Origin of the sequence: Microbacterium capsulatum (genome assembly GCF_030865425.1) — a bacterium.
Classification (GTDB): domain Bacteria; phylum Actinomycetota; class Actinomycetes; order Actinomycetales; family Microbacteriaceae; genus Microbacterium; species Microbacterium capsulatum.
This window is the reverse complement of sequence record NZ_JAVFCB010000003.1, coordinates 440167-455057: the sequence shown is the minus strand read 5'-3', so window position 1 is coordinate 455057 and position 14891 is coordinate 440167. Positions and strand designations below refer to the sequence as shown.

Below are 14891 nucleotides of genomic sequence, written 5' to 3'. Positions count from 1 at the left end.
CATGGCAGCGAACAAGAGTCCGGCAGCGGAGGCGGTCAGCCCGGCTCAGATCGTCGCGGATGCGGATCGGGAGATCACCGACGCGGAGGACCTCGTGGCGGCTCTCGAGCAGCGCGTCCAGGACGGAGACGAGACCGTCGACGCGGATCAGGTCGAGAAGGCTCGAGGGCTCGCACGGTTCGCGCAGCTGCGGAAAGCGGCCGCGGAGAAGAAGGCCGCGGCGCTCGCGGAGCAGCTCGCTGCCGACGAGTTCGACGCGTTCGTGAAGACGCATCTCGACGGGATCGACGCCGGGATCAGCGACGCGGAGATCACCGGGGAGCTTCAGAACATCGTCGGGATGATTCGCGCGCTGAACGACCGGGTCATGGACCGTAACCGGCACGTGTACGCACTCGCGCGCCGTGGCGACCCAGTCAACACGTTCACGGAGACACCGGCCGCGAAGGCCCTGGTCGGGTACGGGTCGGCGGCACCCGAAGTCGCGCGTTTCACGTTCGGTGACCGCTCGGGGCATGTCATTCCGCTCCGTGTCCTGCTGCAGCGGATCGCCGACGACCTGTCCGTCCGATTCTGACCACCACCACCTGAAAGGCAAGCACCATGACCGTGTACATCGAGAACGAGAAGGGTGGCGTGCACTCCGTCACCGACGAGCACTACAACACGTACCTGACGACGACGACGAACGACGGCGGTACGTTCCCGATCCCCGGGATCACCGTCCTCACTGAGGAGCAGGCGCGGGAGAAGAACCCGCAGCTGTTCGGCGCCTGGGATCCGCAGGTGACGTTCACGCCGGAGGAACTCATCGCGCAGCGGAAGTACCAGAAGGATCTCGCCGAATTCCAGCAGCTCTACGCCTCGAACCACGAGGGCTGAAGCCATGTCGGACATCAACAGCAACGACCAGGTCAACGCGGATCCGTTCGCAACGCGTGATGGCGGGATCGAGGCCGCGTTCCGCAACAACGGGTCGATGACCCCGTTCCGGACGGTCGAGCTGACGCAGCGGGTCGTGACGTATCAGCAGCTCAACAACCACGATTTCTACGAGCTCGTGAAGGGTCCGCTGCTGCTCGGGCAGGTCGACGTGATCGATCAGCGTTGCGATCAGGTCCTCGTCGGCGGGGACGCGGTCGGGTTCGATGACCCGCGGGCCGCGGTCGCTCTCGCGCAGGCCCAGTCGTCCTGGGTTGGGGTGAATCCGGGGGCTCCGGAGATCTACACGACGCTCGGTGTCGACTGGTGGCAGCAGCAGGCGCAGCGGACGGCTGAAGCAGGCTCCTGATGTCTGAGGGCCCCGTTTCCGAAGGGTCGATCGTCGCGTACATCGGTGCGGATGACGACGACTACCAGGAGAAGATGCGGCGTGCTCAGGCCGTCGCGGAAGAGCTCGGCCGGTCCGACCCGACCGTCCATGTCGACGCGAGCGTCGGGGAGGCGCTGACCCGTCTGGACGAGGTCGCGGCGAAGACGAACGAGGTGACCCGCGCGGAGGCACGCCTGGACGCTGCCGCACGCGCGGCAGCGAACGCCGCGTCCACCCAGTACCTTGCTGAGCTGCGCCTGGCGGAGATCCAGGAGAAGGGTGCTAGGAGCGGCTACCAGTTGGCGGCCGCGCAGGAAGCTGTCGCTCGAGCATCCCGGAATGCGGAGGCTGCGGAGCAGCGGCAGGTCGCCGCGGAGATCGCACTCCGTGCCGTGCAGGCCACCCCGCCGGGGGAGACGCCGACAAAGGACGCCGGGAACGGCGGCATGTCTCCTTCCCGCAGTGGTGGCGGGGGTGTCGGCTACTACGGCGGGTGGGCGATCGGCATCGCCGCTGCTCTCCCCGTGCTCGCGGATCTCGCGGGCGCAGCAGCGGCCGACGCGGGCGCGTTCCTCGGACTCGGCGCCGCTGGCATCACCGCGGTTGCGGGCATCAAGGCCGAGATGGCGTCCGGGTCCGAGGAGGGCCGCGTCTACTCTGCGATCGTCGCCCGGCTGCGGGACGACCTGGACTCGCTCGAGCGGACTGCCGCATCCGGTGTGCTGACCGGTGTCGAGGCGTCGATGCAGGCGATCGATGGTCAGATGCCGCAGCTGAACGCCGAGATTGCCGGGTTCGCGTCCGGGCTCGGCACGATCGCCGGGATCACGGTCGACGGAATCGTGACAGGCTTCCAGGTTCTCAACCCGCTTTTCAACACGGCGCAGGCTGGCATCAAGGGACTCGCATTCCAGTGGAATCGGTGGATTCATGACGGCGGTTTGCAGCGGTGGGGTGATGACGTGCAGCGGGTGTTCCCGCTGGTGACGGACACGATCGGCACTCTCGGCGACGCGGTGCTCAAGATCCTCGGGGACCTGCAGCCGCTCGGCACCGTCATGCTCGAGACCGCGGACGGCGCCGCGCATCTGCTGCAGTGGCTTGCCTCCCTGGGGCCGATGTTCCCGCCGCTCGCGCTCGGAGTGGTCGCGGCCGTCGCCGCGTTCCGAAACTTCGACACGATCGCGCCGATCCTCGACAAGGTGACGCAGGGCGTGTTCGACCTCACCGGGAAGCAGGCCGCCGCCGAAGCCCGCACGCTCGCCATGAATGCCGCCCTCGCCGCTGGTGCTTCGGCTGAGGACGCGTACGCCGCCGGCATGAAGGCCGTTGAGGCGGCGTCCGGTCCTGCGGGGTGGGTGATGCTCGCGGCATCTGTGGCCGTCGGGGTGCTCGCCTCCGGGCTCACGGCCGGCGCGGACGCAGCTGGAGCGGCGACGACCGCCCTGCAGGACTACTCCGGCGCGGTCGAGCAGGACAAGGGCGTCGTGGGCGATGCGACTCAGGCGATCCTCGCGAAGAACCTCGTCACGTCCGATGCGATCCAGAAGGCGAAGGAGCTGGGGATCTCCGAGTCTCAGGTGACGGAAGCGATCACCTCTGGAGGGTCGAAGCGGGCGAAGCTCCTCGACGATCTACAGAGCATTGTGAAGGCCCACACGCGGCTGATCGAGTCCGGGCAGGGCATGCGGACGCAGGTGCAGGACGATCAGGCGAAGACCGCGCAGGCCGAGATCGACATCATCAAGTCGCAGAGCGGGGGTATCGAGTCGTCTATCTCCGCGTACCAGCAGCAGGCGTCCGTGGTTGGGCATCTCGCAGATCAGGCTCAGAAGCAGATCACCATGAACGGCGTACTCGGCACGAGTTACGGGCTCACGGCGACACAGATCGCGAAAGCAACATGGGAGCAGCAGGCCCTGGCGGCTCAGACGGCGTGGGCGGCGACCCAGCTGAACCTCGAGAACGCCGCAGCGCAGGCTTTCTCGATCCAGATGGAGTTGATGAACAACAGCGGTCTGAACGTGAGTTTGGCGCAGACGGCGCTCGCGTCGGCGACGATGAACGCGACGAAGTCGTTCAAGCAGAATGGCGCGACGCTGGACTCGAACACGCAGTCCGGGATCGCGAACCGGCAGTCGCTCGACCAGGCCCTGCAGGCCATCGAGCGTGTTTCGGATGCGGTGGTCAAGCAGACCGGGTCTCGGGAGCAGGGGAACAAGGCGCTCGAGGACGGGAAGCAGGCGCTGAAGAACGAGCTGGCCGCGCTCGGTGACCTGACCCCGGCGGTTGCCGCGTACATCGATCAGGTGAAGCAGATCCCGGTGCACATCGACACGAACGTGAGCATGGATGCCTCCGGCGCGTTCGCGACGTTGTCGGCGCTCCGCTCACAGATGGGGAACATCGCGCTTGGCATCGGATCTGCCGGCGGTACGACCGCGTACTCGACCGGTGGCACCGTTTACCGGGCTGGTGGTGGGGGCGTCCCCGCGTACCTCGCGGGTGGTGGTGGCCTGTTTGAGCCGCGGGGGACGGACACGGTCCCGGCGATGCTGACCCCGGGTGAGATGGTCATCCGCCGGAAGTCCGCGGACTATGACCCGCAGTTCATCCGCCGATACAACGACGACCCGGAACGGGCGTTGGCGGGGGTGCGTGCGCAGTCCCCGCAACCCGTCGTGCAGAACTTCCACAACACGAACATCATGCATCCCCAGGCTTCCGCAGCGTCCTTCGCGCAGGAGCTCGGCTGGGTGATGAAGCACCAGCGGTAAGGAGCAGGCGATGCCCGCGATCAACAACCTCGACGGCCCGGATGCGGGGATCGTCGGCGCGATCTCCGAACTGCAACGGGGGGTGAAGGATCTCGCGAACCGGAACCCGTTCACCGGCACGAACCTGAACATGGACGGGTCCGGGCATCTGACGGTGAACGGGCTGCAGTTGCACCCGATCACCGCGTCCGTAGTCCAGGGGTGGGCGCAGGGGTACGCCGTCGCCGTGACGTCGACACAGGTCGTCTCGTACACCGTCACGGTGCCCACCGGGTACACCACGGCGATCGTGAACGTGTCCGGTGAAGCAGAGTTCTTCAACAACACCACGAGTCAGCAGTACGGTCAGGCCGTCACGACCATGACCGTGTCGTCCGGAACGGTCACAGCCCAGGATCCAGGGTTCGACGTGGAGATCCTCGCCGGAGGTACGAACTCGATCACGGCCGTACTCGCGGCGGTCGTCACTGGCATCAACGCAACGGCAGGCGAGACCATCACGATCAGCGGTCGGGTGTTCGCCGGGGCCGCCCTCGCCGCGTCCTCGTTCAACGCGATGGCGCTCACCGGATCCGTCATCTTCCTCGCCTGACGGGTCCGGGGGGTAGGCTCCGCGCGTGGGACTGATCTGGGGGTTGCTCGAGCTGCTCGTCAAGCTGATGGTGCTGACGTCTTGGTTCACGGTGTTGCTTGTCGTCGGCCTCGGCTGGCTGCTCGTTGCTTTGGTGCAGGTGTGCATGCGGCGTCGGGTGTCGCCGTTCCCGCGGGGGTTCTCTCGGACCACGTCGCAGCTTGTTCGATGGTTGCTCTGAGAGGTTACGGATCAACGATCTGAGCTCCTTTGAACCCGAGGTAGTCCGGTAACGCCCGAGCGGTGTCGTTTGGCCGCCCAGCATCATATGCGAGACGCCGGAGGGGCATTTGGCGAGCGACCAACCTTCCCGATTCTCCTGAGCGGGCGGAGAATCGACGGATGGAAGACATTCAGCATGCGGTCAAGATCGTGGACGGGGTGGAGTACAAGTCGACCCATTCCATCGTGATCAATGGACATGGCAGCGGCTACTACGTGTGGGCGAGTGCAGCCGGCCGAGTGATTGAGCTCACCGATGAGGAGGCGGCCCGCTATGGTGTGGTACCTTTTCGCGGTGAAAAGTGCACGCGGGCCCGGCGTACCGTTCGTCCATGAGCACCGAAAGAGCCGTTGAAACCGCGACGATCGGCACGAGCAAACGTCGTCGCGTGAGGGTCTCCATCACGATCAGTGCCGCCGCCTTGGCCGTCTTGATCGTTGCGCTCGTCGTCATCATGATGATGAATCAGCGGCCTTCGTTCCAGACAGTCGCGGACCAATGCGGCGGCACATCCGCGGGTGTCCTCGTGTCCAGCGACGGGATTGTCGTGAACCCGTTGACATCGACCGTTGAGACGCTGACGTGCGTCGTGGACAAGCTTCTGCCGGACCAGACCGATCAGTACACGGTCGCGGTCGCGTCCGATGCGGGCGTTGATGCGACGCTGCACCTGAACGGTTACACCATCAGCGTGGTCGCGATCGTCGGTTCAAGGCCAGCCGTCTCGTTCACCCGCTGAGGCGACGAAAAGGTCCTGCTCCGCCCGACCGGTAGGTCAGGGGAGGGGGCGAGTGTGTGTCCGCTCGTGTGGACACACAGCCGGATTCGCCGTCGGATAGAGCGCGACTGGAACGGATCAGTTCTCGGCATTGTCCGCAGGATCCCAGGCCTGGGCGGATCCTGCCCGACTGGCGCGGACATGCGTCCCTTCTCTGTAAATCAGCCGCGGAATGCTTCGGGGGTTCGAATCCCTCACTCGCCACCCAAGAAAAGCCCCGGTCGACACTGAAAAGTGTGGCCGGGGCCTTCTTGTTTCCAGGCTCAGTCGAGCGCGACCGTGCGGAACCCGGCGTTGCCCATGGACGAGTCCGGGGTGTTCGAGGAGCGGGCGGAGTTGCGGTAGCGGTTGCAGTAGGAGAGATGGCAGAGGTAGCTGCCGCCGCGCAGGATCCGGGCGGACCCGGAGGCAGGGCCGTGAGGCGCCGTCACGTCGCCGCGGCGGTACTCGGCGGGGGAGAACCAGTCCTGGCACCACTCCCAGACGTTGCCGACCGTCTGCCACAGGCCGTAGCCGTTCGGGGCGAACGTGCGCACCGGCGCGGTGGTGAGGAAGCCGTCCTCCAGGGTGTTCTGCCGAGGGAACGCACCCTGCCAGATATTGGCGCGCCAGCCGCCCTCGTCGACCTCGGCGTCGCCCCAGGGGTACTTCGCTCCGTCGATGCCGCCGCGGGAGGCGTACTCCCACTCGGCCTCGGTGGGCAGACGACGGCCGGCCCAGTCGCAGTAGGCGATCGCGTCGTTCCAGCTCACGTGCACGACGGGGTGGTCGTCGAGCCCCTCCAGGTCGCTGAGCGCGCCGCCGGGGTGCCGCCAGTCGGCACCGCGCACGCCGAACCACCACGGAGTGCTGCTGGGCTGCCCCAGGATGTCGGCCTCGGGCGCCGCCAGGGCGAGGTGGAACACCGCCGAGAACCCGAACGTCTCCGCCTCGGTCGCGTAGCCCGTGTCGTCGACGAACCGGGCGAAGTCGGCGTTCGTCACCGTCGTCGCGTCGATCTCGAACGCCTCCAGCGTCACCCGGTGCTGCGGCGTCTCGCCGTCGCCCGGGTTGCGGTCGCCGGAGGAGTCGCCCATCGTGAAGCTCCCCCCGGGGACGCGCGCCTGCGCGATCCGGTGCCGGCCCGCTGCCGGCGTCGAGGGGCCCGTCGCGGACGGCCCGGTGCCGAGGGTCACGAAGGCCGCGCGCGAGGGCGTGCCGCACCCGCATCCGCAGTCTTCGCCCGCCATGGGACCCAGTCTTCCACGCGGGGCGGCGGCCGAGGCCACCCGGATCCGCGGCGGCGTTCCTAGACTGGTCGTCATGCGCGCCCTCACCGAAGACCAGATCCGGGCGTCGTTCCGCAACGCGGAGACCGACGAGATCGAGCAGATCGCGATGCCCCACGACCTGCTCCTCGCCGAGTGGGACTACCTCGACTTCTTCGCCTGGCGGGATCCCGTGGCGACGAAGAACGGCTACATCCTCATCGAACGGGACGGCGAGCCGATCGGCATCGTGCTGCGCGCGGCGGATCCGTCCCGCGCCCGATCCGGCATGTGCAACCTCTGCCACACCATGCAGCCGGGCAACCAGGTCGCCCTGTTCGCCGCACGGCGCGCGGGCGAGGACGGGCGGAAAGGGTCCACGGTGGGCACCTACATCTGCGCCGACCTCTCCTGCCACGAGAGCGTGCGGATCGCGCCGCCGCTCGCGCCGAACGAGATCCGGGCGGAGTGGCACGCGGACCGGCGCCTCGACGGCACCCACCGCCGTGTGCACGCCTTCGTGGACCGGGTGCTCGGCGCGCACTGATTAGGCTGATCGTGAGACCGCCGCGGGCGAGAAGATCGCCGCCGATCCGAGGGAGCGCCATGACCGACCCGCTGCTGTACCGCGTCGACGACGGGCTCGCCCGGATCACCCTGAACCGTCCGCAGCGGATGAACGCCTTCAACGCCGAGCTCGCGTACGCCTGGGCGGACGCGACGGCCCGGGCGACGACCGACAGCACGGTGGGCGCGATCCTCCTCGAGGGGGAGGGGCGCGGCTTCTGCGCGGGCGGCGATGTCGTGGACATGGCGACCAGGATGGCCGGGGCCTCCGACATCGAGCGGCTGGCCAAGGTGATCAACTCCGGGATCGTCGCGCTCACCTCCTCCTCGGTGCCGGTCGTCGCGGCCGCGCACGGGACCACGGCCGGCGGGGGGCTCGGGATCCTTCTCTCGAGCGATTACGCGGTCATCGGGACCGACTCGAAGCTCGGCAGCCGTTACGCCAACATCGGACTCACCCCCGATCTCTCGGTGAGCGCCCAGTTGGAACGCGCGGTCGGCGAGCGGCGCGCGCTGCAGCTCCTGCTCTCGGATCGCCTGCTCCCCGCGCGCGAGGCCGTCGAATGGGGCATCGCCGCGGAGGCCATCGGAGAGGGCGATGCCGACGAGATCGGAACCGCCGTGCGCGCCCGCGCCGAGGAGGTCGCGCGGTTCTGGCTGTCCGGCGCGTTCGGCGCCTACGGCCAGGCGAAGCGCCTGATCCGGTCGCGTCCTGATCGGACGTTCGCGCAGCAGCTGGACGAGGAGGCCCGTACGATCGCGGAGGCCTTCGGCGGGCCGGAGGCGCAGGGGCTGATCGCGGCGTTCGCCGGCCGTTCCGGCGCTCGCTGACGCCGTTTCGGCCTGCACAGGTCGCTCTGGAGGCGAGTTCTCCACGGTTCGCGTACCGCCCCTCGGGCCCGTCCACGTGCGTGCGAAGATGAGACCACACCGGAGGAAGGGGACCCCATGATGAGCGCGACGATGCCCGACAAGTCCAAGCCGAACACTTCTCTGCTCATCCGCGGAGCCATCTGGATCGCCATCGGGGCGCTCATCGCCGCGGCGCTCGTGTGCGTGGTCTGGGTGCTGATCGGCGACCAGCAGGGCCTGATCGGCAGAGCCTTCCTCACGATCGTGCTGCTCGCCGCCTTCGCGGGGATCGCGATCCTCGAGGCCGGTCTCGCGCCGAACCGCGAGGACTGGCTCGCGCTGCTGAGCATGATCTCCTGGATCGTCGCGCTGCTCGTCGGAGCGGTGAAGATCTGGCTGCCCGACGACGACGCGTACTTCAGCGGCGTCGGACGCTTCTTCGAGCTCCTGCTCGTGGTCGGCGTCCTGCAGCTCGCCCTGCTGCACGTGCGACTCTTCCGCAAGGCGGCCCAGCGCCACGTGACCGCGTTCACCCGCACGATCATGTACGCCACGTTCGGGTTCCTCGTGATCCTCGTGGCGATGCTGGTGTTCTTCCTCGCCTTCCCGAACACCTTCCACTACGAGGAGCTGTACTGGCGGATCGTGGTCGCGCTGACGATCCTCGCCGCCGTCGGCACGATGCTCATCCCGCTGCTGAACGCGCTCTTCGCCCCGAAGCGCCAGCCCGTATCCGCGGCTCCTCCGGCCTCCAGCACGCTGGCGGCACCCGCCTGGCCGACGTACGCCGACGGTCTCACGCCGCTGCCGGTGATGCCCGACAACAGCCCGGACTGGGGTGCCTACTACACCGGCGTGCCGACGCCGGGCGCGATGCCGATCGCTGCGCCCGGGCAACCCGACGTGCCGCAGCCCGTGCACGAGCAGCCCGTGCTGCCGCAGCACTCCGGCGGGCACACGATGGGGTCCGAGCAGAGCCTCGGCGCCCCGGCCCCCGCAGCGGAACAGGCTTCCCCCGAGCAGGCCCCGCTCGAGCAGACCCCGCCGGCGCCCGCGTTCCCGCCCGCCCCGCCGGCAGCGCCGCGCTCGTGATGGCACCCGCGGAGCTGCGCGACCTGGCGATCGACATCGCCCGCGAGGCAGGGGAGCTGGCCCGGCGGCGGCGCAGGGAGGGGGTCGCGCTCGCCGCGACCAAGAGCTCGCTCGCCGACATCGTGACCGAGGCCGACCGCGAGGTCGAGACGATGATCCGCGCCCGCCTGGCCGCAGCACGTCCGCAGGACGGCTTCCTCGGCGAGGAGTCCGGCGAGGGCGGCGGGACGACGGGCCTCACCTGGGTGGTCGACCCGATCGACGGCACCGTGAACTACGCCTCGGGCATCCCGCTCTACGCCGTGAGCATCGCGGTGGCCGAGGGCACCGACCCGGAGCGGTGGACCGTGCTGGCCGGTGCCGTGCACTCCCCGGTCGTCGACGAGATGTTCTCGGCGGCCCGCGGCGAGGGCGCCCGGCTGGGCTCCGAGACGCTCCGCGTCACCCAGGACTGGCCTGCGGGTGCGCTGCTGTCCACGGGCTTCGGGTACGACCCGAGCACGCACGCGGGCGACCTCGCGACGGTGGGGCGTGTGATGCCGATCGCGCGGGACCTCCGCCGCGGGGGCAGCGCCGCCACGGACCTCGCCTACGTCGCCGCCGGGCGACTGGACGGCTACTTCGAGCGCGGGCTGCAGCCGTGGGACTACGCCGCCGGGTCTCTGCTCGTGGAGGAGGCCGGCGGGCGGTTCGTGCGCCCGGAGGGCCCCGAGGTCGGGCGTCGGCTGAACCTCGCCGGCAGCGCCCGGCTCGTCGCGGAGCTGGAGCAGAGGATCCTTCACAATCCCTGAGTCGCAGATGACTTCTGCGGCGGGGATCCGGTAGCGTTTACCCGATCGTTATCCGAGGGTCCCCGCCCGCCAGGATGATCGCCCCCGTGCGCCATTTCCCCGATGGCCGAACCCGAGAGATCCCGTCGTGCCCCTCGATACCCTTGTGAGCGCGCCCACACGCCGCTCACTGCGCCGACTGCGCGCCGAGTCGACCGCACCCGACGCTCTCGTGCCCCAAGCCGCGGACATCGCCCCGGAAGCCGCGCACATCGCCGCGACCGTGCCGTCGCCGACCGGGGTCCCCTCCACGGCGGACTTCGAGGCCGCGCTGCAGGCCCTCGCCGCCGCCCCGGTCCGCGTCGAGCGACCTGCCTCCGCCGCCGTGCGCATGCTCCCCGTGCCCCCGCCGTCGGTCGTGCCCGTGCCCCGGCGGATCCGCCGAGGATCGTCGTTCCGTCGCGCCGCCGCGTTCGGCGCCTCGGTCGGGATCATGGGTCTTGCCGGGCTCCTCGCCGTCTCGATGACGCTGCCGGCCCAGGCCGTCGCGGCCGTGCGCGGCGGCAGCTCCTCGAGCATGTCGCTCGTCGTCGGCACCGATACGGGCCAGGGCAAGGCGGCCGCCGGGGAGGGCCGCATCCAGGCGTTCGTCGCGCCGACCGATGTGCAGGCCACCGCGCTGCAGGGCGCGCAGGGCTTCACCGCCGCCTCGCAGCGCGACGTCGCCGCCGAGAGGGGGATCCACTTCTCCAGCTCGCTGTACACGAACGACCCGACCGCGAAGATCCAGTGGCCGTTCATCGTCGGCGTCGCGATGAGCTCGCCCTACGGAATGCGCGACGGCGTCATGCACCAGGGCATCGACCTCGTTCCGGGCGAGGGCGCCCCGATCCAGGCCATCGCCGACGGTGTCGTCCGACTCGCGACCGAGAGCGACGGCGGCTACGGCGTCGGCGTCTACGTCGACCACATCATCGACGGCAAGCCGATCACGAGCCACTACGCACACATGCAGTACGGGTCGCTGCGGGTGAAGACCGGGCAGCCGATCAAGGTCGGCGACATCATCGGACTGACCGGTAACACGGGCCACTCCTTCGGCGCGCACCTGCACTTCGAGCTCTACGTGAACGGGTCCACCATCGACCCGCTGCCGTGGATGCAGGCCAACACCGGGAGGCACTGACCTCGATTTAGTCGGGAGCCGAATCTTTGGTATTCTCGTCTGGTTGCCCACTGAGGGCAGCACGCCCCGATAGCTCAGTGGCAGAGCACTTCCATGGTAAGGAAGGGGTCGTCAGTTCAATCCTGACTCGGGGCTCGCACGCATTCATCACTGGGTGCACTGCGGCAGGGTAGCTCAGCTGGTCAGAGCGCACGACTCATAATCGTGAGGTCGCGGGTTCAAGCCCCGCTCCTGCTACCAAGTAGGTCTTATTAGAACCAATGACTTGAGAATGAAGCGATTCGTTCTCGACATCGAGATCCTCAGCTGAAGCGCCGGGGATCTTTTCGTTTGTCCGGGGCGGGTTGGCCAGATCGCCGTGGATGCGTGCTGCCAGGCCGTGGAGCGCGTCGTTGCCAGCGGTTCGATCGCCGCGAGTATCGATGTCCTTGTCAGTGACGTTTGCGTAGAGGCGGCGGAAGAGCGCCTGGATGAGTTCACGACGCGAGGTCTCTGGAAGGGCGGCATAGAGAGCGCCCGGGTCACGGACGAGCTCGATGGCTGCTCCGGCGCGTTCGGCGCCATGTCGGAGGGTCTCGTTGGTGCGGGCAAGGCGCTCCTCGATAGCGCCCTTCTGGAGCGTGATCTGTTGCAGTTTCTCGCGCAGCTGTGGCACGGGGAGGTCCCCGTCGGCGAGGGCGTCGATGAGTCGCGCTTCTTGATCCGAGAGTCGAGCGAGTTGTGTCTTCAGGGCGTCACGCGTTTGTCGTTCAGTGGCCTGGAGGTCTTCGACGACGTCTGTGATTCCCCGGTTTATGAGTTCGAGGTCCTTCTCAGGGATGCGTTCCGTTCGGATAGACCGCATCACGGCGTCTTCAAGCTCTTCAGCACGAATGCCAGGCATGGGGCACTCGCCCCTCAGCTTGGCTGAGCACGTGAAGTACTCGTAGGTTCCTCCGTTGCCGGTGCTCTGGCTGTAGACGAGTCGGCTCTCGCGTCCCTGTGCGCGACAGGTCTCGCAGTAGACGAGGCCTTTGAGGTAGTGGAAATGCACGCGGTCCCGGTCGCCCTTGCGGTGGCGGCTGGCGAGAATCTCCTTGACCTTGAGGTAGAGCTCCTTAGAGATCAGCGGCTGGTGACGTCCGGGATAGAGCTTGCCTTTGTATCGGATGACACCGGTGTAGTACGGATCACCGAGGATGACACCGAGCGCGTTGGCGGATAGAGGCTTCGGCCGGAACTTGCGTGAGGCGCGGGTCAAGAGGCCCTGGTCTTCAAGAGCTGCAGCGAGTTGCGCGACCGAGTATTCTCCGGTCGCATACTGTTCGAATGCCCAAATGATCAGGGGTGCGCGGACGGGATCAACGGCGATGGTGTTGACCAGTCGGCCGTCGAAGTCCTCGCGCACGTTCAGGTAGCCGAGCTTCGCGCGCCCGACGCTTCCACCGTTCTCGACCTTGTGGGCGAGCTTGACCTTGATGTCTTCGCCACTCATCCGCACTTGCAGTTCGTTCACGACGTCGGTGATGGCCTCCATGGCGTCGCCCATGTAGCCCTCGCCGAACTCCTCCTTGGCGGAGATCAGCTTCACGTCTCGTTCTTCCAGATACCGCTTGGTGATGGCGGCGTCGATGAAGTTGCGGAACACGCGCGACCGCATGTAGATGATGACGTACTTCACTTCCGGATGATCTGTGACGTACTGCATCATCTCCTTGAACACAGGACGCTTCGAGATCGTCTGAGCAGACTGGCCCGGCTCGACGAACTCCGGCCCGATGCTGGCGCCGAGCACCTGGTTCTTCCGCAGGGTCCACTCTCGCTGGGTTGCGATGCTGTTCCCGTCTTCGTCGATGTCGACTGCGGTGTTCATCTGGCGTGTGGTCGAGACACGCAAGTAGCGAACGGCGACTGCTGTTGATATGAGCGGTGGCGTCCCGGAGGCCGCGTCGATCTCCGCGAACAGGTGTTCAAGACCCGCGACAGGCGTCAGTGTCGGGCTGGTTCGTGGCTGGGGTTCGGTTGATATTGGGGGCACGGGCGCTTCTCCTTCGGGTTGGTCCTCCGGATTAACGCTCGTTCCGCCATTGAAGTCCAGCAGTTCTGGCAGTTCCACCGCGTACTCAGCGCTTCGACCCCCGAGCAACTCGGCGATGTAGTTTTCACCTCGCTCGTCATGATCCACGCGGCGCCTCCCTGCTCTCTTCGGTGTGCTCGTCGGCTCGTTGCTGGAGGTCGGCCGCAGCCAGCGCGACGCGTGCCAAACGACGCATTCGAGGCGCCTCCCAACGGTCTTTGGTGACGTCTACCTGTCTCTTCTTTGCGGGGCGACCGCCCATGTTCTGGCGCGCCTCGTCGCGTCTACTTGGCGAAGGCATAGAGCGCACCTTCCCGCTCGACGAGGTCGTAGAGGTCGGCCAGACGCAGAAGGATCGGTGCGAGGTTCCACTCGAGCGCCTCCGCCTCGATGCCGTGGTCGATGCACCAGTCGACGAGTTCCTGTTCCCACTCACCGAATGGGCTGAGCGCCCTTAGTGCTGCTTCCTCGTCGGGGTACATGCCGGCGAACGCCTCGTTGAAGCGCTCCATGATGTTGTCGCAACCGACGCTGACGTCCGGAAGCCCGAGGAACACTTGAAGTGCTTCGTCTTCGGGCAGCCGAAGGTCGGTGAGGAGCTCGATCACACCGTCGACCTTTCCGCTGTCCCAGTCGGCGGGGATGTTGACCAGATAGCGTTCGCCGCCCACGGGCAGGCTGGTGCTTACGAGGAGCTGGTCGAGCTTCGGCGGAAGATGCTCGTTCATGAAGCGGCGCCCGCTGCCGACGTTCTCGCGTTGCACGAGGTAGGTGCCGAGCCAGTCGATCCATTCCTTGGTGATCGGATCCGCTCGGTTGTTCGCATACAGCGCGAGGTACTCGTCTCGCAGGTCGAGGTACGTCCCTTCTCCGGTACGCCCGAAATCGGCGAGGTGTGACTGGCGACCGTAGGCGCGGCCGAGAACGTGAGCGATGCACCGCGCGGTGCCGAGCGTGATTTCGGTGTGCGTAGCCAGTGCTTCGGCGATGCCGTTGGCGACCCGGTCGATGAACCGGCCGCGAGCGACCTCGAGTCGTCGCCAGTCGGGTGCTTCCGTTCCAAGCGCTTCGGGTGCCTCGTAGGTGGGTTCGTGCTCGTTCATGAGCGGCCTCCGGCGCTAAAGAGGACGAACCTGCCGAAGGCATCGATCCAGGCTTCCTGTTCGAACGGCACGCGCAGCTGGTTGAGTTCGTCGAGGCAGGCTTGCTGGTCGAGCTGCCCGGTGGAGGCGAATCGGCCGAGTGCCGTGTCAGGGCCTTGGTGGAGGCTGGCGGCGATGAGCCGCGCGAGCGTCTGTGACCGTGCTTCCGGATCCACGGCGAGGCCGAGCTCGATGAGCTGGCGGGCGCGCTCGGTTTCGTCCGGTGCGGGGATGGTCGTGGTGGTTGATGAGTTCATG

Annotated in this window: 17 protein-coding genes and 2 tRNA genes; 15 read left to right on the top strand and 4 right to left on the bottom strand. The window is 67.4% G+C overall.

Annotation, left to right across the window (positions count from 1 at the left end; genetic code table 11):
* Window position 1 precedes the first annotated feature (1 nt).
* The 8 genes from RBR11_RS07560 to RBR11_RS07525 all read left to right on the top strand — a co-directional run bounded on the left by RBR11_RS07560 (window position 2) and on the right by RBR11_RS07525 (window position 5682).
* Window positions 2-577 carry a hypothetical protein gene (locus RBR11_RS07560; RefSeq protein ID WP_308488708.1) on the top strand — a complete coding sequence of 192 codons (576 nt, stop codon included), beginning with the start codon at window positions 2-4 and terminating at the stop codon, window positions 575-577.
* A 26-nt stretch (window positions 578-603) separates the two neighbouring features.
* The gene (locus RBR11_RS07555) at window positions 604-882 is read left to right on the top strand and encodes a hypothetical protein (protein ID WP_308488707.1); all 279 of its coding nucleotides are present in this window, start codon (window positions 604-606) and stop codon (window positions 880-882) included.
* A gap of 4 nt (window positions 883-886) precedes the next feature.
* A complete protein-coding gene (locus RBR11_RS07550) occupies window positions 887-1291 on the top strand; it encodes a hypothetical protein (protein ID WP_308488706.1) in 405 nt (134 codons plus the stop codon).
* Complete coding sequence (locus tag RBR11_RS07545; RefSeq protein WP_308488704.1) at window positions 1291-4089, top strand: hypothetical protein; 2799 nt, start codon at window positions 1291-1293, stop codon at window positions 4087-4089. Before RBR11_RS07550 ends, RBR11_RS07545 begins: the two co-directional genes overlap by 1 nt.
* Window positions 4090-4099: 10 nt before the next feature.
* On the top strand, window positions 4100-4681 hold the full coding sequence (locus tag RBR11_RS07540; protein ID WP_308488703.1) for a hypothetical protein: 582 nt from the start codon (window positions 4100-4102) through the stop codon (window positions 4679-4681).
* 25 nt (window positions 4682-4706) lie between these two features.
* Window positions 4707-4901 (top strand): hypothetical protein, encoded by a 195-nt coding sequence (locus RBR11_RS07535; protein ID WP_308488702.1) that lies wholly within the window; start codon window positions 4707-4709, stop codon window positions 4899-4901.
* Between the two features lie 161 nt (window positions 4902-5062).
* The gene (locus RBR11_RS07530) at window positions 5063-5278 is read left to right on the top strand and encodes a hypothetical protein (RefSeq protein WP_308488701.1); all 216 of its coding nucleotides are present in this window, start codon (window positions 5063-5065) and stop codon (window positions 5276-5278) included.
* Window positions 5275-5682, top strand: coding sequence for a hypothetical protein (locus RBR11_RS07525; protein ID WP_308488700.1), 408 nt, complete (start codon window positions 5275-5277; stop codon window positions 5680-5682). The genes RBR11_RS07530 and RBR11_RS07525 overlap by 4 nt, the downstream gene beginning before the upstream one ends.
* 302 nt (window positions 5683-5984) lie before the next feature.
* On the opposite strand, the gene RBR11_RS07520 is transcribed toward RBR11_RS07525, so the two are convergent.
* Window positions 5985-6896 (bottom strand): formylglycine-generating enzyme family protein, encoded by a 912-nt coding sequence (locus RBR11_RS07520; protein WP_474100270.1) that lies wholly within the window; start codon window positions 6894-6896, stop codon window positions 5985-5987.
* Here RBR11_RS07520 and RBR11_RS07515 point away from each other — a divergent pair.
* The 7 genes from RBR11_RS07515 (at window position 6799) to RBR11_RS07485 (ending at window position 11675) form a co-directional block, all read left to right on the top strand.
* Window positions 6799-7515, top strand: coding sequence for an FBP domain-containing protein (locus RBR11_RS07515; RefSeq protein WP_308488698.1), 717 nt, complete (start codon window positions 6799-6801; stop codon window positions 7513-7515). The two genes, RBR11_RS07520 and RBR11_RS07515, sit on opposite strands and share 98 nt — an antisense overlap.
* Before the next feature lie 59 nt (window positions 7516-7574).
* The gene (locus RBR11_RS07510; RefSeq protein ID WP_308488697.1) at window positions 7575-8366 is read left to right on the top strand and encodes an enoyl-CoA hydratase/isomerase family protein; all 792 of its coding nucleotides are present in this window, start codon (window positions 7575-7577) and stop codon (window positions 8364-8366) included.
* Window positions 8367-8483: 117 nt separating this feature from the next.
* Complete coding sequence (locus tag RBR11_RS07505; protein WP_308488696.1) at window positions 8484-9479, top strand: hypothetical protein; 996 nt, start codon at window positions 8484-8486, stop codon at window positions 9477-9479.
* On the top strand, window positions 9479-10270 hold the full coding sequence (locus RBR11_RS07500) for an inositol monophosphatase family protein (protein ID WP_308488740.1): 792 nt from the start codon (window positions 9479-9481) through the stop codon (window positions 10268-10270). Before RBR11_RS07505 ends, RBR11_RS07500 begins: the two co-directional genes overlap by 1 nt.
* A 145-nt stretch (window positions 10271-10415) precedes the next feature.
* A complete protein-coding gene (locus RBR11_RS07495) occupies window positions 10416-11435 on the top strand; it encodes a M23 family metallopeptidase (RefSeq protein WP_308488695.1) in 1020 nt (339 codons plus the stop codon).
* 63 nt (window positions 11436-11498) lie between these two features.
* Window positions 11499-11570 (top strand) — tRNA-Thr (locus tag RBR11_RS07490).
* Window positions 11571-11598: 28 nt separating this feature from the next.
* Window positions 11599-11675: transfer RNA gene (locus RBR11_RS07485), tRNA-Met, on the top strand.
* Here RBR11_RS07485 and RBR11_RS18360 read toward each other — a convergent pair.
* The 3 genes from RBR11_RS18360 to RBR11_RS07465 form a co-directional block, all read right to left on the bottom strand.
* On the bottom strand, window positions 11632-13287 hold the full coding sequence (locus tag RBR11_RS18360; protein WP_373889779.1) for a recombinase family protein: 1656 nt from the start codon (window positions 13285-13287) through the stop codon (window positions 11632-11634). The genes RBR11_RS07485 and RBR11_RS18360 overlap by 44 nt on opposite strands.
* Window positions 13288-13775: 488 nt before the next feature.
* Window positions 13776-14594, bottom strand: a complete 819-nt coding sequence (locus RBR11_RS07470; protein WP_308488692.1) for a hypothetical protein — start codon at window positions 14592-14594, stop codon at window positions 13776-13778.
* A complete protein-coding gene (locus tag RBR11_RS07465; protein ID WP_308488691.1) occupies window positions 14591-14890 on the bottom strand; it encodes a hypothetical protein in 300 nt (99 codons plus the stop codon). The genes RBR11_RS07470 and RBR11_RS07465 overlap by 4 nt, the downstream gene beginning before the upstream one ends.
* Window position 14891 lies beyond the last annotated feature (1 nt).